Origin of the sequence: Peptoniphilus sp. (genome assembly GCF_034090345.1) — a bacterium.
GTDB lineage: Bacteria > Bacillota > Clostridia > Tissierellales > Peptoniphilaceae > Peptoniphilus.
In genome coordinates, this window is the sequence record NZ_JAXDSS010000065.1 from 1 (window position 1) to 22,706 (window position 22,706).

General features: G+C 32.9%; 19 protein-coding genes and 2 other annotated features. Of the genes, 4 read left to right on the plus strand and 15 right to left on the minus strand.

Annotated elements, in window-relative coordinates:
• Positions 1-151: 151 nt before the first annotated feature.
• From SOR77_RS05505 to SOR77_RS05515, 3 genes are all read right to left on the minus strand, one after another.
• Positions 152-742, minus strand: a complete 591-nt coding sequence (locus SOR77_RS05505; protein ID WP_320636168.1) for a hypothetical protein — start codon at positions 740-742, stop codon at positions 152-154.
• Entirely contained in the window at positions 735-1,304 is a 570-nt protein-coding gene (locus SOR77_RS05510) for an RNA polymerase sigma factor (protein ID WP_320636169.1), read from the minus strand. The genes SOR77_RS05505 and SOR77_RS05510 overlap by 8 nt, the downstream gene beginning before the upstream one ends.
• A 133-nt stretch (positions 1,305-1,437) precedes the next feature.
• A complete protein-coding gene (locus SOR77_RS05515) occupies positions 1,438-2,103 on the minus strand; it encodes an S-layer homology domain-containing protein (RefSeq protein WP_320636170.1) in 666 nt (221 codons plus the stop codon).
• A 171-nt stretch (positions 2,104-2,274) separates the two neighbouring features.
• Here SOR77_RS05515 and SOR77_RS05520 point away from each other — a divergent pair, with 171 nt between their 5' ends.
• Together SOR77_RS05520 and SOR77_RS05525 are read left to right on the plus strand one after the other, a co-directional pair.
• Positions 2,275-3,192, plus strand: a complete 918-nt coding sequence (locus SOR77_RS05520) for a MoxR family ATPase (protein ID WP_320636171.1) — start codon at positions 2,275-2,277, stop codon at positions 3,190-3,192.
• Complete coding sequence (locus SOR77_RS05525) at positions 3,185-4,870, plus strand: hypothetical protein (protein WP_320636172.1); 1,686 nt, start codon at positions 3,185-3,187, stop codon at positions 4,868-4,870. Before SOR77_RS05520 ends, SOR77_RS05525 begins: the two co-directional genes overlap by 8 nt.
• Positions 4,871-5,610: 740 nt before the next feature.
• Here SOR77_RS05525 and SOR77_RS05530 read toward each other — a convergent pair.
• The 8 genes from SOR77_RS05530 to dnaX all read right to left on the minus strand — a co-directional run bounded on the left by SOR77_RS05530 (position 5,611) and on the right by dnaX (position 14,898).
• Positions 5,611-6,990 carry a gluconate:H+ symporter gene (locus SOR77_RS05530; protein ID WP_320636173.1) on the minus strand — a complete coding sequence of 460 codons (1,380 nt, stop codon included), beginning with the start codon at positions 6,988-6,990 and terminating at the stop codon, positions 5,611-5,613.
• Positions 6,990-7,994: a 4-hydroxythreonine-4-phosphate dehydrogenase PdxA gene (gene pdxA / locus SOR77_RS05535; RefSeq protein ID WP_320636174.1), complete on the minus strand. Its 1,005-nt coding sequence runs from the start codon at positions 7,992-7,994 to the stop codon at positions 6,990-6,992. Before pdxA ends, SOR77_RS05530 begins: the two co-directional genes overlap by 1 nt.
• Positions 7,995-8,005: 11 nt before the next feature.
• Complete coding sequence (locus SOR77_RS05540) at positions 8,006-9,283, minus strand: four-carbon acid sugar kinase family protein (RefSeq protein ID WP_320636175.1); 1,278 nt, start codon at positions 9,281-9,283, stop codon at positions 8,006-8,008.
• Between the two features lie 7 nt (positions 9,284-9,290).
• The gene (locus tag SOR77_RS05545) at positions 9,291-10,058 is read right to left on the minus strand and encodes a DeoR/GlpR family DNA-binding transcription regulator (RefSeq protein ID WP_320636176.1); all 768 of its coding nucleotides are present in this window, start codon (positions 10,056-10,058) and stop codon (positions 9,291-9,293) included.
• 161 nt (positions 10,059-10,219) lie between these two features.
• Positions 10,220-12,136 carry an ATP-dependent zinc metalloprotease FtsH gene (ftsH, locus tag SOR77_RS05550; protein WP_414153388.1) on the minus strand — a complete coding sequence of 639 codons (1,917 nt, stop codon included), beginning with the start codon at positions 12,134-12,136 and terminating at the stop codon, positions 10,220-10,222.
• Between the two features lie 155 nt (positions 12,137-12,291).
• Positions 12,292-12,894 (minus strand): recombination mediator RecR, encoded by a 603-nt coding sequence (gene recR / locus SOR77_RS05555; protein ID WP_320636177.1) that lies wholly within the window; start codon positions 12,892-12,894, stop codon positions 12,292-12,294.
• Between the two features lie 2 nt (positions 12,895-12,896).
• Positions 12,897-13,235 carry a YbaB/EbfC family nucleoid-associated protein gene (locus tag SOR77_RS05560; protein ID WP_320636178.1) on the minus strand — a complete coding sequence of 113 codons (339 nt, stop codon included), beginning with the start codon at positions 13,233-13,235 and terminating at the stop codon, positions 12,897-12,899.
• Between the two features lie 25 nt (positions 13,236-13,260).
• Positions 13,261-14,898, minus strand: coding sequence for a DNA polymerase III subunit gamma/tau (dnaX, locus tag SOR77_RS05565; protein ID WP_320636179.1), 1,638 nt, complete (start codon positions 14,896-14,898; stop codon positions 13,261-13,263).
• Between the two features lie 147 nt (positions 14,899-15,045).
• Between dnaX and SOR77_RS05570 the strand changes: the two genes are divergently transcribed.
• Both SOR77_RS05570 and SOR77_RS05575 read left to right on the plus strand, forming a co-directional pair.
• The gene (locus tag SOR77_RS05570; protein ID WP_320636180.1) at positions 15,046-15,348 is read left to right on the plus strand and encodes a hypothetical protein; all 303 of its coding nucleotides are present in this window, start codon (positions 15,046-15,048) and stop codon (positions 15,346-15,348) included.
• A gap of 100 nt (positions 15,349-15,448) precedes the next feature.
• Complete coding sequence (locus SOR77_RS05575) at positions 15,449-17,023, plus strand: zinc-ribbon domain-containing protein (RefSeq protein ID WP_320636181.1); 1,575 nt, start codon at positions 15,449-15,451, stop codon at positions 17,021-17,023.
• A 91-nt stretch (positions 17,024-17,114) separates the two neighbouring features.
• On the opposite strand, the gene SOR77_RS05580 is transcribed toward SOR77_RS05575, so the two are convergent.
• From SOR77_RS05580 to SOR77_RS05595, 4 genes are all read right to left on the minus strand, one after another.
• Positions 17,115-18,224: an iron-containing alcohol dehydrogenase family protein gene (locus tag SOR77_RS05580; RefSeq protein WP_320636182.1), complete on the minus strand. Its 1,110-nt coding sequence runs from the start codon at positions 18,222-18,224 to the stop codon at positions 17,115-17,117.
• A 43-nt stretch (positions 18,225-18,267) separates the two neighbouring features.
• Positions 18,268-19,329 carry a branched-chain amino acid aminotransferase gene (locus SOR77_RS05585; RefSeq protein WP_320636183.1) on the minus strand — a complete coding sequence of 354 codons (1,062 nt, stop codon included), beginning with the start codon at positions 19,327-19,329 and terminating at the stop codon, positions 18,268-18,270.
• A gap of 15 nt (positions 19,330-19,344) precedes the next feature.
• Complete coding sequence (locus SOR77_RS05590) at positions 19,345-20,514, minus strand: hypothetical protein (protein WP_320636184.1); 1,170 nt, start codon at positions 20,512-20,514, stop codon at positions 19,345-19,347.
• A 74-nt stretch (positions 20,515-20,588) separates the two neighbouring features.
• Positions 20,589-20,817: a binding site (T-box leader), on the minus strand.
• 71 nt (positions 20,818-20,888) lie between these two features.
• Entirely contained in the window at positions 20,889-22,073 is a 1,185-nt protein-coding gene (locus SOR77_RS05595) for a hypothetical protein (RefSeq protein ID WP_320636185.1), read from the minus strand.
• Between the two features lie 63 nt (positions 22,074-22,136).
• Positions 22,137-22,367: a binding site (T-box leader), on the minus strand.
• Positions 22,368-22,706 lie beyond the last annotated feature (339 nt).

The following is a 22,706-nucleotide window of genomic DNA, read 5'->3' on the forward strand; positions in this document are numbered from 1 at the left end:
CACTTGTCATAAAACTGTACAGTATTCCATTGTCTTCAAAAGATAGGTGGTGTGAAATAGAAGTTTCCCTTTTTGTACCCTCTCCGCCAATTCCAACGTTAAAGAAAGGGTCGTTTTCTGAAAGTTCTACTTCTTCCGGGGTCATTTATTTTTAACTTGCTAAAAACAAACTTTCTAAACGAGTGAAATAAAAATCGTGTCCGCTTATTTGTCTTTTTTCTGTATATGGTTGGTCTTCAAGTTTAGGTTGGTTTGAAAAAACTTTGTCTAAGTGTAATTCTCCCATAGTTCCATTGCTATCCTTATAGCTGACGCTGATAGCCTTTCTCTTGTTCATTCTATTGCCTTCAGCATCTGTATCTGCCATATTCAACATAGTAATTCCATCAAACTTAAAGTCTCCTATAGTTTCGGGGACAACTGCTTCAAATCCTGCTTTCTTTTCAGCTTTTTTAATATCTTCATATTTTGTATAGTTGTAATAAGAAGTTGAAGAGCTTATTGTGCCTGTTATAGTACCTATTGCATAAGCTCCTACTCCTCCTACTAAAATACAAATCACTAAAGCTACTGCTAGTTTTAATTTCTTCATTCTCTTCATCATAAATCCTCCTCTTTCTCGTTCCAAGTTTCTTATTTGTAAATCAATCTTATTTTTTACAAAGTCGGAAGGAAATACTTTATCAACAGAAGAATTAATTTGTTTTTTCAATTCATCTTCAAATTTTTCTTTATCAACCATTTGCTTCCTCCCTTTTCGGCAATACAACTTCTGAATTTAGCTTTTCCAATTCTCTTTTCAAATCTTTTCTAGCCTTATACAGCCTTGACTTGACAGTTCCTTGAAAACTCCCGCAAATCTGAGCAATTTCTGCAATTGTGAAATCATTGTAGTAATATAGCACTATGACTTCCCTAAGTTTTGGTTTTAGATTCATAAGACAAATTTGAATTTCATCTTCCAATGCAATTTTATCTTCTTGGCTATTTTCAGTTCCCTTGACTTCAATTTTTTCTAAGATATCTTGTTCAGGAAATTCTCTTTGATTCTTATTGTATTTTTTATATGCTCTATTTTTCAAAATGGCATATAGCCATGTCTTCAATTTAGTGTAATCTTTTAAATCAGACATGTTTCTATAAGCTGATACAAATGTATCCTGTAGTACATCTTCAGCATCATAAGAATTTCCTAAAATTAAGTATGCTGTTCTGTATAGTCGTAAACTATACTCTTCATACAACCGGTTAAAAGCTTCTTTGTCGCCGGCCTTTATAGCTTCAACCATTTGGATATCGTCCATGCTCAGTCTCCTTTCTCTTTGATGCATCTATATATAAGAGTCTTTTAGAACTCAAAAGGTTCATTTATTAAAAATTTTTCAAAATATTTATAATTTTTGAGAAAATAAAAAAGAGCCTGCACACCACAAGCTCTTAATTATATAAATTTCTGTCCCCAAACTTGATTTTACTATCCACAACTACTCTCTCTGAAGGTAGTTCATATTTATCCACCATAGTAAAGAGTACTTTTGCAACTTCTGCTCTACTCATTGGATTATTTGGATAGAGCATACCTCCTGCTCCGCCATTTACAACTCCAACTTTCACAAGTGCTCCAATGTAGCCTTTGTTTTCATTTCTAATAGAAGATGAGTCTGCAAACTTAGATGCTGCAGCAGAATCCGGTTTTACTTTGTATATATAACCGATAATTCCCATTACTTCTTGTCTTGAAATAGGTTTGTTTGGATTCAAAGCTCCGGTTGTCGGGATCAAATAACCGGCCTTAATCGCCTTGGCAATATCTTGGTAGTACCAATCTGATGTAGACACATCAGAAAATGTAACTGCATAAGTTTTTTCCAACCCTGCCATGGAATTTATTATGGAATAAAACTCTGCTCTACTCATCATATCGTCGGGTTTAAATGTATCCTGGGCATAACCTGTCATAAAGCCTCTATCGCTCATATCGTCAATATAGACTTTAGCCCAATGATTCTTAGTGTCCTTAAATACCTTTGCATATGCCGTGGAAGAATTGAACAAAATTATAAGAGAAAGTAATGTAAACAAAAACTTAACACTTCTTTTCATTTCATCACCCTAATCTTATTTACAAATTAATTGTAACATCATTATCTAATTTGTAACTTTAAGTTTATGTTACAGATAATCTGAAGTTTGTAATAATTCTGAAATATTTGGATTTTCTGGGTATAATTAGTGTAAAATCTATCTTAGATATTCAAAATAGCAGGAGGAAAAATGGAATTATTAGAATTTTTAAAATCTCAAAATATAGATGAAAATTTACTCAACGAGGTAAATAAATTTAGAGCTTATTATAAACTGGATAAAGATTTGGAGTACAGAGTTCCTGAAGTCAATTTTAAATTTTATGGAAAAGAAGTTTGGGAAAAGGCAATAGCCGGAATACTCTCCGGCAATCACATACTTTTAACAGGGCCGAAAGCCACCGGTAAAAATGTTCTGTCTGAAAACTTAGCTACACTTTTTAGCAGACCGCTTTGGACTATTTCTTTAAATGTAAATACGGACTCGGCTTCTCTCATAGGAACTGACACTTTTAGAGATAACAATGTTATTTTAAAAAAAGGTCCCGTTTATGAGTGCAGCGAGTTCGGAGGCTTTGGAGTGTTTGACGAAATAAATATGGCTAAGAACGAGGCGCTTTCTGTTGTGCATTCGGCTCTTGACTACAGAAGAATTATAGATGTCTCAGGATACGGCAGACTTAAATTACATGAGGCGACGAGATTTATTGCAACTATGAACCACGGATATATTGGGACGAGAGATTTAAATGAGGCGCTTGTATCCAGATTTATGGTTATTGAAATGCCGACTATTTCGGAAGAAAACTTAAAATCAATTTTAAGGGATAAAACTAAACTTACTGAAAAATATATTGAATTGTTTACAAGATTTTTCTTGGATATTGAATTAAAAAGTTTAAATTCTGAAATTTCTTCAAAGCCTATAGACCTACGTGGTCTACTCGGAGCTATAAAACTAATGGAGATGGGGTTAGATATAAAAAGTGCAATTGAGATGGGCATAAGTCATAAATCTTTTGACTCTTACGAAAGCGAAATAGTTGGGGATGTTTTAAAAACTTTGATTAGAAAAGATTTAAAATCCGAGGAATTATTTAATGAGTAGGAATAAAAATATTGTATGGACAGTTTCAGAGGATTACTCAGATGTAAACACAAATTCCTTTCTATCTGAAACTCCTTACAAACTTGCCTTGCTTGGAATTTCACACAAACTCTACAATAAATTTGCAATCGAAAAATTTTTGAGTTTTCACATAAATTCCAAAACCAACTATAAAGATTTAAAGATGATTATGGCGCTTGCTATTGAAAGTGCCACAAGAGAAAAGCTATTTGAACTCCGTCCGGGAACGGTTGACTTTTTTGAAGATTTCTTAAAAAGTTTAAAACACAAATATGAATTTTTGGAACCTACTTCTATAGGCGAAGAATTGGAGAGAGCTTACTATTCGAACTTTTTGAACAGACCGAGGATTGTAAACCGAAGCCTTGAAGAAATGTTAAATGAAATAGAAAATTTTCGTTCTCTCGACACTTATGAACTCTTAAATTTTTTAAAGAATTTATATCAAAAATACTTTCATGTGTATGACACAGCGGCAACTGATAAGGTTGAAAAATTTATAGAAAAAGTTAAGTCTAAGCAGATAATAAATCCTATGATTGTAAACGTGAAAGAGGTTGAAATTTCTGACCTTGAAAAATTCAATATTGAATCTGCCGAGTTCACTCAATCGATTTACGAAGATTTAAAAGAGGTTATAGACAAGTCTAATATAAAGTCCGGGGCTAAGGATTACTCGGCAATAGTTGAGAGAAGATATGGTAAATCTATTGGAAGGCTCAATGAAGTAAAAAAACTTGAAAGTGAAATTTGCACCGGAATACATGAAAATGTAAAGTTACACTTTACCAATGGCGAGTACACTATGAAAGATTCTTTCTTCAAAGCTCAAGCTGATGAAGTGCATACTAAAAATTTAGAAAAATATCGTGCAGATGAATTGCACTTTAAAAGAGCCACAATAAATTTAAAAGAAGTGTTGAAAAACTCAATTTTAAAAAATTCTGAACAGTACAATATTCGCAGTACAATGGGCGAATTGGTTGCAAGCGAAATATGGAAGATTTTATATTCTAACAATCAAAAAATTTTCAAAAGAAACTATTCAGATGACCTTGGAGATATTTCAGTAGATATTCTCTTGGATTCTTCCGCTTCTCAAACTGTTAGGCAGAGCGAAGTTGCAATTGAGGCATTTATAATCGCAGAAGCTCTTACTTCTTTAAATATAGACACAAGAGTTATTTCATTCAGCAACTTTTTTGACAGAATGATTATAAAAACTTACAGGGACTATCACGACTCAAAACTCAAGAACTCAGAAATTTTTAAATTCCAAGGCTCCGGTAGCAATCGTGACGGATTGGCTATAAAATTGATTACTAACTTGATAGAAAAAAATCCACACGATAGAAAATTTTTGATTATTCTTTCAGATGGTAAGCCGAATGACGAAACGGACCTCGGTTTAATTGGCATGGCAGACCTTGGTGTTGAAAATTATGTTGATGAAATTGCAACGTTTGACACTTACAATTCAGTAATGAAAGCAAGGCTTATGGGGATAAATGTGTTAGGTGTATTTACAGGTCTTGAAGAAGATTTAGAAACAGAGAAAAAAATATTCGGAAGTGACTTTGCATACATCACTGATTTGAAAAGATTTCATTCAATTGTCGGAATATTCTTTAAAGCAATTGCAAATAAAATAAATTAAAGTCGCCTTAGTGACAAGACGACTTTTTCTTACTCATTCGCTTCCTTGCTGTTTATGAAGATAAAACCACCTAGAGAATAGGCAAGCGGAATAATCAAATCCATATATACCTTGTAAAATGTTAGCTTACTTATCACAAAGATTAAGCTGATTGCAACTATCCATATTGCTAAATTTATCAAATATTTTTTACTTTTTATATAGTTCTTTACCTTTTTTGTATAGTTCTCTTCTAATAACTCAATAGTTAGATGAAATAGACACCACTAAATAACCGATATGGGTTATTGGCTCTTTTGACCATTGCACGTCTGTATTCATAAGGTATATGACTCTTTCTCTTGTCAGTTGTTGCCATTTTGGCCACACTTCAAGGTCATGATACCTTACCAAGACATATATACAAAATATAAAAAATAAAAAGTAGGCTACACTTATTTTTCTTCTAATCTTCATTTATACTCCTATTACCAATCTATCTTAATAAATTTAAACTATATCCCTTTTATTTTGTACATTAATTAATTGATTCTCCATTAATTAATCCTCAAAAATCTACCCCTGTTATTATGCCTATATAAATTAAAATAATATTTCATACGTATCTCTAAATATGTCTAAATATTTTATTTAACTTAATATATTTTTTTACTTTTGTCAATAATCATGCTAACCTAATAATTACATATAAAAAATGGCACTTCTAAAAGAAATGCCATCCAATTTTAAATTATTTCTATTTATCCGAAAAATCCATTTATTATCAAAAGAACTACAAATCCTATAGCCCAAGCTATTGTTGTTGGGATAGACCAAATTCTAATTTGCTCTTTAGCATCGCTTATTCCCATAGTTCTATTTACAACCCAGAAGAATGAATCACTGAATTGGCTGAAGAATAATGAACCTATACATGCTGAAAGTGTGGCAAATGTAGGATTAACTCCTAAAGATGACATAATAGGGGCAGTGATTGAAGCTGCTGTAAGCATTGCAACTGTTCCCGAACCTTGGATAAGTCTCATCATTGTAGCTATTATAAATGGTAAGAATAATGGCGGAATTGCTGTTGTGGCAATGCCTTTTGCTATATATTCTCCAACTCCGCTTGTTCTAAGTACAGAACCCAAAGCTCCCCCACCACCTGTTACAAATATTATTATTCCGGCTGATGCCAAACCTTTTTCCATCATCTTGGCAATTTCATCTCTTGGTGCATCTTTAACAAGTAAGAATAATGCTAATAACACCCCAACTGCAACGGCAACTATAGGTGCTCCTGTAAAGTTTATTATCCATTTTAAAGTTTCATTTTCAACTCCTATTAGTGCAGTTACGTTTTGTAAAAGTATCAACACTATTGGAACTATTATTGGCAAGAATGAAGAAAATGCACTTGGTAAGTTTTCGTCAAAGTCAGCTAATATTTTATCAGCTATAGCTTCGCTTCTCTCTCTTGTCCAACCTTCTCCATCTTCTGTAGGAATTTGATAAATCTTTTTACCAATGTACTTAGCATATACTAAACAAGCTGCTGACATAGGTATAGCTATTAATATCCCCCATAATATAAGTGAGCCTATATTGGCTCCAAATATACCGGCCGCTCCTATAGGACCGGGTGTTGGCGGAATTAATGAGTGAGTTATTACAAGTCCTGATGCAAGAGCTACTCCAAGTCCAACCATTGACTTTTTACTTTGACGAGAAAGTGCTCTTGCAAGTGGTGCTAAGATTACAAAGCCTGAATCACAAAATATTGGAATTGAAACTAAAAACCCTGTTATCGTAAGAGCTATTTCTTCTTTGTCCTTGCCTAATACTTTTAAGAATGTATATGCCATCTTTTTAGCTGCACCACTAAATTCAAAAATTTCTCCCATCATAACTCCAAGACCTATTATTACTCCTATGCTTCCAAGAGTTCCTCCAAATCCATCGGTTATCGCCTTTATTAGATTAGGTGCGGGAAATCCTCCTATAGCTCCTATTAGTAAACTCGCTATAATCAGCGCTAAGAAAGTGTGAACTTTAGTTTTTAAAATCATAAATACCAAGAATACTATGCCTATTACCATGGCTATAATCATTCTCTCAGGCGAAAGCATCAATTCTCCCATTATTTAACTCCTCCACTTTTAAATTGGTTTGCATATTTTGCCGCTACTTTTACAGCTTCTATCATACTTACAGAACTTGCCGTGTTAGTTCCGGCTATTGGATAAGCTGTACCATGGTCTACACTTGTTCTTAAAAACGGCATGGAATTTGTAAGCGAAATTGTCTTTTCAAAATTATATGTCTTAGTTGCAACGTGTCCTTGGTCGTGATACAAACTCAAAACAGCTGCGTAACTTCCGTGAAGTGCTTGATGGAATACAGAGTCTGCAGGAACCGGTCCTGCAACGTCATATCCTTCTTCTTTAGCTTTTTTAACAGCCGGTTCTATTTCATTTACTTCTTCCCAACCAAATAATCCGTGTTCTCCCGAATGAGGGTTGAGCCCTGCAACTGCAATAGTTCCTTTAACTCCTAGTCTGTGCATAGCTTCTGTACATCTCTTTATATAGTCTAAAACTCTATCGTATTTAATTGTGTCTATTGCATCTTTAAGGCTTAAATGTCTTGAAAGGAAAAATACTCTCAAATTTTCAACTTCGAACATTGTAAGAGGGTCTTTTACTCCGGAAATATCTTCAAACATTTCTGTATGTCCTATATATGGAACTTTCGCAGCTCTTAAAGATTCTTTATTTATAGGGGTTGTAGCTACTGCATCAACATCTCCATTCATTGCAAGTTCTCCGGCTTTTTTTACATATTGATAAGAAGCTTCCCCACAAAGTGCATTTACTTTTCCAAATTCATAGTCTTCTTTAACTATTCCCAAGTCAATAAGGTCTATTGTACCTTTTTCGAAAAGAGCTTCTGATACTTCTTTAATGATATTAATCTTTAAATCTAACCCCGTTACGTCTAATGCTTTTTTTACTACAAACTCGTCTCCTACTAATATCAATTTTGATATTTCCTGAACTTCATCACTTGCCCATGTGTGCATTGTGATTTCAGGGCCTATCCCTGCAGGGTCTCCAAGTGGTATTGCTATAATTGGCTTTTTCATTTATTTCCTCCTCAAATATTTTTTAACTTATTAATGCACTTACTCATTGCAAACTTATCTCCTACCATGCCTCCTTTAGAAATAATTCTGAGTTGTGGGAAATCTCCACCCATAATTCTTCCATATGCAACCAAAGGTAAAACTTCTTCTCTTATTTCAATTCCAATCGCGCCCGATTCTTCTGAAAGTGCAACAGTAATATCTCCTCCGGTACAAAATACTCCCGAAAAATTATGCTCTAATTTCAAAATTTTACTCGCCAGTTTTGCAAGTCCGGTTGAAATTCTAATAGATATATCATCTATAGAAATATTTAATCTTTTTGAAATTTCTTTTAAATCTAATCTACTTTGACCGTCTCTATAAGGGGTGGTTGTTATCATCAAAACTTCTGTTTCAAATAACTGAGCATCTGATTTTTTAACCAGTTCTGTCATATAATTTTCTAAATTAATTTCCTCGACAAATTTTAACGGGTCGACTTCTACTACTTTTACATTGTGGTCAAAAATTGTTTCATTAATTTGTTTTATAGTTATATCTGTTACGGAGCCTACAATCATCAGTAATTTATTGTCTTTACCTTCATTTTCTAATATCTTCTGTGTTAGAACTTTAGTAAATGGGCCAGCGTCCACTGCAAAAGATTTCTCTTCGGAAATAACTACAGCTTTTGCTATTTCCTCTAAATGTCTATTAGATACTCCATCAAAAATAATCAATTTAGTGCCTTTTTTCTTTTCACTTTTTATCAATTCAGCTATATACTCTGCGCCTTTTTCTACGTCTTTTAAATATATAGATTTAACTTGATTTTCTAAATTCTTTGACAACAAAGCTTCTACATCGTTTGAAAATACCGGTGTCTTTGAATCCTTCCCGGCATCTGTATTCATGAGTAGAGATCCATTTACAATCATAGTTCCATTTACTACAATTCTCCCACTGTCGGGATATGCCGGAACACAAATCCCAATATAGTCTTCAAGTTCATCTAAAAATGCTCTCAATTCACTTCCAAGATTCCCCCTCAAAGTTGAATCTATTCTCTTAGAATATAAAATAACTTCGTCATCTTTTAATTTTTTTAAGCCTTCTCTAACTCTTTTATAGGCTTCTTCAGGTTCAATAGCCCTTGAATTAGTAGTGTATGCAACAACATCCATATCTCTTGGAATTTCATTAAAAGAATTTAAAAGACTGCATGCCGTCAGCCCTATTTTTTTCATTAGAGAGCAATTTGCATTTGCCCCTGTTAAATCATCTGCTACCATTACAACTTTTGCCATATAGCACCTAAACTTTCATATATTTTATTTCAGATTCCATTAATCTTTTTTCGAATTCACTACTTAAACCTTGGTCAGTTATAAATAAATCAAAATCTTTTACATCGTGAACATAGTACAAATTTGAATTGTTTATCTTCCCACTGTCTGCAATCAATATAGATTTTTTTGAATTCTTGACCATTTCAATTTTTGATAAGATCTTATTTTCAGATGGAGTGAAAATTTTTAAATCATTCGATATACTTGACGCCCCTAAAAAAGCTATATCTGCAGAAAGTCTTTCAAGACATAGTTGAGTGAGTATGCCATTCATACTATTGGTTTCGTTACTCAATAATCCTCCTAAAACTATTAAATTTATTCCTGATGTTTCTTTTAAGTAGTTAACAATTGATAAGTCTTGAGTTATCACATTTAAATGTCTGAAATCTCTTAGCTTGATTTTTTTAGACAATTCATAACAAGTACTTCCCGAGTCCAAGAAAACTGTCATATCTTCTTTAATAAAATTAATTGCCCCTTCTGCAATTTGTCTCTTCTTGTTAATATTTTTCACTTTCTTTTCATCTATAGAAATTTCTACATCTAATGCTCTACTTGGATAAGCCCCTCCTATTCCTCTTACTGCAAGACCTTTTTGCTCCAACTCCAATAAATCTCTTCTTATTGTCATCTCAGAAACATTGAATTTTTCAGCTAATTTTTCAATAGTTATAAATTCAGAATTTTTAAGTTGTCTATAAATTTCTTTAGTTCTGATTTCTTTATTCATAGTCTTCACCTAATTTAGATTTTAATCAGATAAAAAAGTATTGTCAATAAAAGTTGTTACATTTTGTTAAATTTGTTAATTTTTTTCATTGATTGGCATAAAAAATAGATAGTGCATCAAAAATACTAATTTTCGACACACTATCTATTCTATTTTTAGTTTTAATTATTTTCTGTCGCATCAGAAGGAACATCTATGTTGTCAAATTTCTTCAATATGTCCATAAATTGTTCCCCTGTTATAGTTTCTTCTTTTAGCAAGTATCTTGCAATTTCATGAAGGGCTTCCATATTGTCTTTTAATATATTCACAGCTTCAAGATGAGCTTTTTCCACTATTTTAAATACTGCATCATCTATTTCAGCTTGTTTCTTAGGTGAAACTGTCAGTGATGAATCTCCACCCAGATATTGATTTGTCATAGCTTCCATTGCCACAAAACCAAATTCATCACTCATGCCGAACCTGGTTATCATAGTCTTTGCTATTTTAGTAGCTTTTTCTATGTCATTTGAAGCTCCTGATGTCTTCAAATTAAAAATCAATTCTTCGGCACTTCTGCCGCCTGTCAAAGTTACTATTTGACTGAATAAATCTTTACTGCTCATCAAGAATTTTTCTTCTTCATCAACTTGCATAGTATATCCAAGAGCTCCCGATGTACGAGGAACGATTGTAATTTTATGAACAGGTGCTGAACCGTTCTGTTTTGCCGCAACAAGTGCGTGTCCAACTTCATGGTATGCAATTATCTCTTTTTCTTTTGGAGAAATTACTGCATTCTTTCTCTCGTATCCGGCCAAGACAACTTCAACGGACTCTTCTATATCTCGCTGGCTCATAAGACTTCTGCCCTCTCTAACTGCCCTTAATGCCGCTTCATTTACCATATTGGCCAAATCGGCTCCACTTGCTCCTGCAGTAGATCTTGCAACTTGATTGAAATCTATGTCAGCTTCTTTTTTTATTAATTTTGCATGCACTTTTAATATTGCTTCTCTTCCGGCTAAATCCGGAAGTTCCACAGGTACACGTCTATCAAATCTACCCGGTCTTAACAATGCCGGGTCTAATGACTCCGGTCTGTTTGTAGCTGCTAGTATTACAACTCCATCATTTCCTTCAAACCCGTCCATTTCGGAAAGTAACTGATTTAAAGTTTGTTCTCTTTCATCATTACCGCCAAATCCTGCTCCATCACGCTTTTTACCTATTGTATCAATCTCGTCTATAAAGATTATACAAGGCGCTTTTTCATGAGCTTGTTTAAACAAATCTCTGACCTTGGCAGCTCCAAGTCCCACAAACATCTCTACAAATTCAGAACCTGAAATTGAAAAGAACGGCACTTTTGCCTCTCCGGCAACTGCCTTTGCAAGAAGTGTCTTACCGGTCCCCGGAGGTCCTACCAACAAAGCTCCCTTAGGCAACTTAGCACCTATTGAAGTATATTTTTTAGGTTGGTGTAGAAAATCAACTATTTCTGTCAAAGCTTCTTTGGCTTCATCTTGCCCGGCTACATTTTCAAAAGTAATGCCATCTGTTGACTCAACATAGATTTTTGCATTGCTCTTGCCAAAACGCATTGGTCCTATTCCACCTTCTCCACCGAATTTTTTCAGTACGAATTTAAATAGGATTATATAAAGAAGTACCATCATTCCAAAAGTATATAGAAATGATAAAAACATCGCCACCGGAGCAGGAACTTCTTTAGTAAACTCTCTGTTAACTTTTACATTATTTTCAAGCATCAAATCCACTATGCCTTGATGTCCTTCAACTCTATTTGTCTTATATTCTGTAGGTTTATCAGATTTTGAATCTGCAACTTCAAAAGTATAGTTTCTATCTTTCACACTAACTTCTTTAACTTTTCCACTTTCTATCATACTTACAAATTGGTCATAAGATACTTCTTTGATCTCCGGGTTTTTCTCTTGTAAAAACCTGTTCATAAAAGGAACTAAAAGTATCGCAACTATCGCCAAAATATAGTAGATATTCCTCGGATTTTTTAAGTTGTTAAATTTATCTTTATCCTTATTTTTATTTTTCATATCTTTATTATCTGCCATTTATTCACTCCCCAACTAAAATATTTGCAGTGATAACATTATACCCATTTTTCTGACCAAATTTAACCTTTATTTTGAAAATAAAAAATTCATATATTAAAAGTCAGAAATTTTCAATATTTCTGACTTTTAAATAATTTAAAATTTACAAATTTCTATTTTAAAGTTCTTCTATTTTCAAGTGCAGTTGAGATTGTAATTTCATCATAGTATTCCAAATCTCCACCAACGGGAAGACCGTACCCTATTCTTGAAACTTTAATCCCCAGCGGTTCAATCAGCCTTGAAATATAAAGAGCCGTTGTATCTCCTTCGGTTGTCGGGTTTGTCGCAACAATTATCTCTTTTATATCTTCTGTCTCAAGCCTCTTTATCAGGCTCCCTATGCTCAATTCATCTGCATGGATTGCTCTTGATGGAGAAATTGTCCCATGTAGCACGTGATATAATCCATGATAACAATTACTACGTTCTAAAGCTTCAACATCTTTAGGGTATTCCACAACGCATATTGTGCTTGTATCTCTTGTATTGTCTCTGCAAATATAACAAACATCTTCATCTGTAAAATTTTGACACCTATCACATTTGTGTATGTTTTGTTTTGCTTCAAGCATTGCATTTGAAAGTTCTCTTACCTCTTCATCCTTCATATCTATTACGTGATATGCCAATCTTTGAGCTGTCTTACTTCCTATGCCCGGCAATTTATTTAGTTGAGATATTAACTGTTCAATAGACTTTGCACGTTTTGCCATTATTATAGCCCCGGAATGTTAAGACCGCCTGTTATTTTACCCATTTCGGAATTAACTTTATCCTCAGCTGTTCTCATTGCTTCACCAATAGCTGCTACAATTAAATCTTCAAGCATTTCAACATCTTCCGGGTCTACAACTTCAGGGTCTATCTTAACGCTTATAAGTTCTCTATTCCCATTGACAGTTGCTCTTACTGCTCCACCGCCTGATGAAGTTTCAACTTCTTGATTTTTTAAATCTTCTTGCAAAGTCTCCATTTGTTTTTGAATCTTTTGCATTTGTTTCATCATATTATTCATATTTCCGCCGCCCGGAAATCCGCCAAATCCTCTTGCCATGTTATCCTCCTAAATTTTCTTATAGTTAAATTATATCAATATTTTCTTCGCCGACAAGTTTTTTCAACTTTTCTATAATTTGTTCTCTATTTTTTAAATCTTTTATTTCCAATTTTAATTCAATTGAATCTCCATAGGTCTCTTTTAATAGAGCTATAAGTGCTTTTTTATTTTCATCTCTCGAACTCATCTTATAAAACATTTCATCGACTATATCAAAGTATAGTACCACTGTTCCATTTAGAACTTCCAGATCACGTACTTTTTCTAACAATACAGCCGTCGACATTTTGTTTCTATTTTTTAAATTTGAAATCACTTGATTCCATTCTGATTTTAATTTTTGAGTTGATAAAGAGATTTCACCTTTTTTACCGGTTTCTATCTTGTCATTCGAAGCTTGTTCAGGCTCATCTTTTTCAACCTTATTTGTCACCGCCCTATCAACAGGTTTTTCTTTTACTCTTTCAACTACTTTCGACTCATTCGATTGAACTCTATGGTCTTTGAATTTATTTAAATCCAAATTACCAATACTTATAGAGTTTAATTTATCTTCTAATTCTTTTAATCTCAACTCTACATCTGTAACTTGAGTACATAATTCAACAAGGCACATCTCAATCATTACACGCTTGTCCATTGAATATTTAATATTAGAAAGAGTGTTGTTTAATACCTTTATTATCTCTATTATTCTACTTGCCCCTGCTTTTTTAGCTTGATCTTTATATTCTTCAAATTTGCTGGTATATACTAAATCTTCAGAATTAGTTGCACCTATAACCATAATATTTCTAAAGTGAGTTATCAAATCACTTATCAAAATTGTTATATCTTTTCCCGCTTTATAAAGTTCATCCATCTCAGCAAGTGATTTTGCAAGATTTTTTTCAATTATAGCATCTGATAAATTAAATAAAAATTTATTTGAAGCAATTCCCAATATATCAATTGCCCTTTCATATGTTAATTTTTCATCTGAAAAAGAAAACAATTGGTCTAAAAGTGAAAGACTGTCTCTCATTGCCCCATCTGAATTATTGGCTATCAACTCAAATACTTCCGGTTCAACTTCTCTATTTTCTATTTTTGAAATTCTCTCTAAATTTGAATATATTTCATCTTCACTTATCCTCTTAAAATTATATCTTTGAAGTCTCGATAAAATTGTTGTGGGAATTTTTTCAGGTTCAGTTGTCGCCAAAATAAATATCAAATGTTTTGGTGGCTCCTCTAATATTTTTAATAGAGCATTGAATGCGCCCTTTGACAACATATGAACTTCATCTATTATATATACTTTGTATTTTAAATTTTGTGGTGGATAGACAACTTTATCTTTTAATTCTCTTATGTCATCCACACCATTATTAGATGCTGCATCCATTTCGACAACATCCATCACTCTATCTTCAAGAATTGATCTACACGATTCACATTCATTACATGGATTCCCGTTTACCGGATGTTCACAGTTGACTGCTCTTGATAAGATTTTTGCACAAGAAGTCTTTCCCGTTCCCCTTGTTCCTGAAAAAAGGTATGCGTGAGAAAATTCATTATTTATAATTTGATTTTTAAGAGCTGCCGTGACATGGTTCTGCCCAACTATCTCTTCAAATGTTTTTGAACGATATTTTCTATAAAGTGCTTGATACATTTAGTCCTCCTATTCAAATTATAGCATAATCTTCTAAATCTTATTTTTAAATAATTAATTATTATTATAGAAATTTAACTTAACTAACACTTAATTTTCACATAAAAAGATTATTATGTTAACATACAAATTAGGAGGTATTTAAAAATGACAAATCTTAGAAAAATGTTAAGTATAGCAACTGTAGGAGTTATGATGTTAGGCGTAGTAGCTTGTGGAGCTAAAAAACCGGCTGAAGAAGCAGCTAACTCTGCAAACGCAGCAGCAGCTGAAGCTAATGCAGCAGCTCAAGAAGCTAACAAAGCAGCTAACGAAGCTAAAACTGAAGAAGCTGAAGCTAACAAGGCAGCTGAAGAAGCTAACAAGGCTGAAGAAGCTAAAACTGAAGCAGAAGCAGCAGCTAACTCTGCTGAAGCATCAGCTGAAGAAGCTAAAACTGAAGCAAAATAAGCAACTTTTAAAAGTTAGGAAAGCTCCATTCGGGCTTTCCTTTTTAAATGCAAATCTTTTTGCTAATATGCTATAATAAATAAAAAAAGAAGGTGATTTAATGTTTTGTCCTAACTGTGGAAATAAAGTTCAATCTTCTGATAACTACTGCCCTAATTGTGGAACTAGTTTAAAGAATGTGAAAATACAAATTATCGAAAACAATAATTCAGATCAGGAAACGAGAACTTTCAAACCTCTGACAAATTTGTCCGGTATAGATTCTACAAGTGAATTAAAAGATATAATTAAAGCCGTAGATGAAAAAATATCTAAAAATATATCTGACTATCAAAAACAATCTTCTATTCTAAAAGGTTCTGAAAAACCTTCTAAGGAAAATAAAAAAGAAGTTAAAGACCTTAGCTTGACCAATGAACTTAATTTCAAAAAAGAAAATTTAGATGTTCCAACTAAAGATGAGCCTCTAAAAACTCAAAAACCGACAAAATCAACACCTAAATCCACTCCTAATAAAAAAAGCTTTCGAGAAAAATTTAGGGATTTTATAAATGAAGATGATGACCAATTTTCTATATTCTCTTCTCTAAAAGATGACACTGAAAATTTAGATAAAGTTGAACTCACTAAACCGGAGGTTAAAACATTTGAAAATACAATGGATGTACCTCCTATAAATGTTATTGAAGATGAATTGGCAAAGACAAATAAAAAAGATATTACAAATAAAGAGTTTGATAAAAAAGTGTCTTCTTATGATTATAAAAGCTTTACAGAGCTTGTTAATGCAGAGTTGGAAAAATCTAAATCCGGCAAAAAAAATGAATCGTCACATAAAAAAGATAAAGCTTACGAAAACACAAAAAAAGATGATGAAAACAAACCATCTAATAAAAAGCCCACTGCAAAAAAAGTAAATAAGCTTATAGAGGAAAAGAAAACTGAAAAAATTTCAGAAAAATCTGTAAATAAAGAAAAACTAATTGATAAGTTTAAAAATAAATTTACAAATAAAAAAGATAAAACTGACGAGAAAACAAAAGAAGAAAAAAAAGATAATCCATTTAAACTAAGTAAGCTCAATATTTCTAAAGAGCATCATAAATTAGAAGATATTTCGAATACTATGAAAACTAATTTAGTATTTCAAAAACTTAGAAGTATACACACTCTTGCAACTAAACTTACTGAAAAGCAACTTTTAATATTTGCAATCTTACTATCTATCATACCTGTTGTAATAAGTGTTGTTAAATGGAAGAACTTTTCTTTTATTATTGTTTTTTCACTATTAATTAAAATTCTGATCAAGTTAGCTCAATTCTACATTCCACTAAATCTAGCTACAGAAAAAGCTTGGATTGATTCGAGTTATAGTGAGATTAAACATTTTGCACTTATAAATTATTTTCTTTCTGAAATAATTATGCTAATTATGTTTATCTTCTCTCCTTGGTACGGAATATTTTATTTTAAAACTCTATCAGCCTTTACAGCATTCCCGGTTGCAACAATAGTTTTAGTTCTGTTTTCAACTTGTCTATCAGTTTCTCAATTTCACAGCCAATTAAAAGAAACTAATAAGATAGATTTTATAGGTTGGTACATGATATTATTTATAATATTTGAGTTCATTGGAAAAATCATATTTATGTTTACGGACATATTAATATAAAATTAACCAAATCGAAATTCGATTTGGTTTTTTATGCTTATATTCTTAATAATTATATAAAAAATGTAGGTAAATCACACTCAATATTATTTTATGCAATTTCTTCTTGTCTTTCCTCTTTTAATTTTTTCCCGTACTCATCAGCAGTTTTCATTGCTTCTATAAATCTTTCCTTTGTTAATGGATTTGTTACCGAACTCTTCCACTCAGTTGTGTTAGGTGCTGCTTCTGCCATTTTTTCTAAATCATCATAAGTTAAGCCAACATCTTCAAGTGTAATAGGCAATCCTATGGATTTATTAAATCTGGCAATTTTATCTAATTCATCAAATTGTTCTGCATAAGCATGTAATACAAGCACACCAAATGAAACAAGCTCTCCGTGTAGATATTCTTTCTCTCTTGGAATAGCGGTTGATGCATTGTAGAAAATATGCGCAAGAGAAGAATTATAATAGTATTCTGGTTGGTTCGTTAAATTTGAAACATATCCTGTCGCTACAAGTATATCCATTGCGATTTCTTCAATTGCCTGAGTAGATTTATTGTTTCGGCAATCTTCTATAGCTTGTTTTCCATATTTTAAGAAAGGTGCTTCACAACTCTTACTAAGTGTTAATCCCATTCTTGCTATATGATCTAATTCTGCATATTTTGTTGCATATGCAACTTCAGGTTGTTTGCTAAGACCATCGCCTATTCCGGCCCATAGATATTCTTCCGGTGCATTGGCAATTATGCTCGTTTCAACAAACATATGCACCGGCGCCGGAATTAATTCATAGTGTGAGAAAGTTCTATCGTCATTATATACAACTGAAATTGCTGTCACTGCTGAACAATTTGAACATATTGTAGGAAATGAGAAAGCATTTTTGTTTAATTGTGCTGCCAATATTTTCCCGGTATCAGTAGATTTACCCCCGCCAATTGTAAATATTACATCTGCATTTTGTACTTCTTCTCTGTTTTTTAACCTTTCAACATTACTCATTGTACACTCTTCGCCATATACAAATTCTCCGGTAATTTCTACATCTGAATTTTTAAGAGCTTCTCTTATCTTAGGTGATGCTGCTTGAAGTGCTCTCTTACCTCCAACTAAAACTACTTTATCGTAGTTGTAATCTCTACAAACTCTTTCTAAATGTGGATATCCTTCTTTTGAAACACTATAGTTACTCATTTTTACTGTCTTCATCTATCTATTCTCCCATATTTCTACTTAAAATCATTTGTACTCTTTATTTAACTACTACTCTCCAATTGTGTTCATCTTCAACATCTCCCCATTGAATACCTGTCAAAGTGTCATACAATTTTTGTGTTAGTTCGCCTGTCTTAAATTCATTTACTTCTACTTTTTCTCCCTTATAGAAAAGTTCGCCTATCGGAGATATTACAGCAGCTGTACCTGTCCCCCATGCTTCTTGAAGTCTGCCTTCTTTTCCAGCTTTCATAAGTTCATCAATTTCTAAATGGCGTTCTTCAACTTTATATCCCCAATCTTTTACAAGTTGTAAAATTGAGTCTCTTGTAACTCCGGCAAGTACAGTTCCTTCGATTGGAGCTGTTACAACAACATCATCTATCAAGAACATTACATTCATCGAGCCAACTTCTTCAACATATTTACGATGAACGCCATCTAGCCAAAGCACTTGAGTATATCCCAGTTTTTTAGCTTTCATTTGACCTGCTAAACTTCCTGCATAGTTTCCACCACACTTTACAAATCCTGTCCCGCCAACTGTTGCTCTTGTAAGTTCGTCTTCTACATATATTTTTATAGGATTTACCCCTTCAGGATAATATGCACCTACCGGTGAAAGCACAATTATAAACCTATAATTATCTGCTTGGTCTACACCTAGTGCTACTTCATTTGCATACATAAAGGGTCTGATGTATAAAGATTCTCCCTCGCCTGTTGGAATCCAAGCTTCTTCAACTTTAACTAATTCCTTTATAGCCTCTACAAACATTTCTTCAGGTACACTTGGCATACACATACGCTCATTAGACTTTTCAAATCTCTTTGCATTCATATCAGGTCTAAAGAGATATATCTCTCCATTTTTCCCACGATATGCTTTAAGTCCTTCAAAGGTCTCTTGTGCATAATGTAGTACCATTGCAGCCGGATCAATAGTCATTGGTGCATAAGGTACGATTCTTTCATCATGCCAACCCTTACCTTCCTTCCAATCCATTACAAACATATAATCTGTAAATTTTTTACCAAATCCCAGAGCTCCTTGTGGTTTTTCCTTTAAAGTTTCTGCTTGTTCAAATCTTATATTCATCTTATCCTCCTAAATTTACTCAACTGTACCATAAGCTACTTTTGATGGTACTTTTCCATAAGTTCTATTTTTATATACTCCAATTGTCAAAAATGGAACTACTACTACAGCTATCGCTAAATATCCACAGTATCCATATCCATATTTAATTATATTTGTAAGCCCAACCATTGAAATCGCCATTGAAACGGTGATTATAAATGCTGCAACTACAACTCTCTTCTTCGTTTGACTTGCTATCTTATTAAGTACTTTTGAATTTTCAAATCTTGATACAAATCCAAAAGTAGTTGTCACTCCTGTTGAGATTAAGCAAAGAACCAAACACAATCCATAAATTGCAAATAGCCATTTCCAACCTATCGAATTTGTTACCGTCAAAGTAGGTAATGTTGTTCCTCCCTCAACAGTTGTATAAAAACTCTTCCATGAATTTAACATCACAATCGACAACACTAATGCTATTGAGTTAACTGCAAATGAAAATTTCATAGCTCGACTAACTTGACTTCTATCTTTTAAAACTTTTCCACATACTATCATTGTTGGAAGAGTTACACATTGAAAACCTGCATATACGAATGAGTTTAAAATTGCTCTTGGTAAGTTTTCAAAACCAAAACTTCCAAAATCTTTTGTAAGTACAGTTACAAAATTTTCTCCTTGAAAACTTCCAAGAGTGTATATACTTATTGCTGTTACCAAAATTGCAATCCCCATAAATGTGCTAGCTTTTCTAACTAAATTCGCACCAAATATTGTCAATGACAAAACCAACATCCCAACTACTACAACATAAAACTTATAATTTATGGCAAAGTACTCTTGAAGAGCACTTGCTGCTCCTGATATTGCCGCTGCTATTGCCATTACTACCATGATGTAGAAAAATATTTCAAAAAATACTGACAATTTATCAAACGGATGAAACAATGTTTTGAAGAGTTCTTTATATGAACTAAGTCCTCTTTGATTAAACATTATCATTGCTTCTCTCATTGTTGCCGTCAACAAAAATATTGCCAATATTGCGCTTATAATTCCCGGCCAACCCAAGCTTATAAAAAATGTATTTGCTTGATTTCCTGTGGCAAACCCTCCACCTGCATGTGCTGAGAATAAAACCATCCCAACTGAAATTGCTGTAAAAATTGACTTGCTACTTGCCTTCATACTTTTTCCCATTTTCTTTTCCTCCAAAATTTTACTTTTCAGCTATTTTGGCAATAAGAAAGCCTCCCGTCTCCATTGCCTATAACAAAAGAGACGAAAGGCTGAAAGCTTCCGCGGTACCACTCTTCTTCATCTTTATGATGCACTTTGATCCAATAATGAATAGCTCTGTAACGGGAGCTCCCGTCTATCTCTACTTAATTTCAAGACAGCCATTTAATGACTAGTTCAACAGATCTCCCCATGTACTTTACACCAACCAGTACCTCTCTAAGTAGTTTGATTCCATCTACTGCTTCATTTCATTACGTTTTATAGAACTATAGCAGAGACAAAATTATTTTTCAAGTACTTTCAGCAATTTTTTTATCAAATTTATTTAGTTTTCAAATTTCATTTACAGGTTCAGCATTTGCAAAATTTTTATATTCTCGCTCGCTTAAATATTTTTTATTTTTATATGCTCCAACAGTTAGTAGCGGAACCACTATTAATACTATTGCCACATATCCACAGTAACCATATCCGTATTTGATTATATTAGTTAAACCAGCCATTGATATAAGCATTGAAACCGCCAATATAAATATTGCTACCAAAAATCTACGAACCTTTACATCACTTACACGTTTTAAAACAGATGCTCTTTCAAATCTTGCAACAAATCCAAAGGTTATAGAAACTGCAGAAGATACTAAACAAAGTATTAATGATATAGCATAAAATACCGTCATCCATTCATACCCCATCGCCTTTGTAGCTGTAAGTGTCGGAAGTGTAGTTCCACCATCAACCACTGTGTAATATGATTTCCAAGATAATAACATTGCAACTGATAATCCCAATGCTAAAGCATTTATAACTGCTGATAACTTCATTGAATTTGAAACTTCATTTTTATTTTTTAGAACTCCTCCACAAGCTACCATAGCTGGAATTTGAACGCATTGGAATCCTGCGTATATAAACCCATTCATAAAAGCTTTAGGTAAGTTATCAAAACCGCTATTTGCAAAGTCAAGTCTCAATACATTTAAAATTCCATCCCCCTTAAAGCTTCCCACTGCATATATAACAAGTGATGTCACTAAAATTACCAAGCCCATATAACTTCCAACCACTCTTACTACGCTCGCTCCAAATATCACCAATACAAGAGTCAATGCGCTTACTGCAACCACTCCCGACACATAGCTAAACCCAAAATATTCTTTAATGGCACTTGCAGCTCCTGATATGGTAGTTGCAACTACCATAACTACCATGATGTAGTAAAATACTTCAAAAGCTATCTCCAATTTATCAAATGGATGATACAATGTTTCAAAAAGTTCTTTATACGACTTCAAACCTCTACTGTTATACATTGTCATTGCCTCTTTTAACATTGCCGTTAATAACAGCATTGCCACTACAGCACTCACAATTCCTGTCCAACCAAGTCCTACAAAATAAGTATTAGCTTGATTTCCGGTTGCAAATCCTCCACCTGCATGAGCTGAAAAAAGTACAAGTGCTATTGAAACAACACCATACATCCCACCATCTTTTCCAAACAATCTTTTCAACATCTTATTACCTCCAATATTTTATACAGGCAATAAAAAAAGCCCTTCGCCTCTATTGCCTTTAACAAAAGAGACGAAAGACTATATAATCCTCCGCGGTACCACTCTTCTTCATCTTTATGATGCACTCTGATCCAATAATGAATAGCTCTGTAACGGGAGCTCCCGATAATACTTACTCAATTCAGCATTACAGCTCAGTGGTGATTTTCAATAATTATTTTCTGATACCTCGCACCAACCAGTATCTCTCTGATAGAAATTTAATCATTTACTTTTCCACTTCAAAACTTAGTAATGATATGTTACTCCCTAAAAAAATTTTTTGCAAGTAAAATTTTCAAAAAATAAAAATTTTTTTGTTCAACCTAAATTGCAATATCAAATTAAACTTTTGACTAATTTAAATTTATTTCTCTTTAATTAGTAAAAATATCCGGTAAAAATTTTTTACAAATTATAATTTTTAAATTTATAGTTTCACTATTATATTTAATACTAATATCCGTTAAACAATAGATACAATTGTGTGATTTAATGTAGTATAATAATATTATGAAAGATATACAAAAACAAATTCAAGAATTAGAAGTAGAACTCAAAAAAACTAATAACAAAAGAGAATATATAAGGATT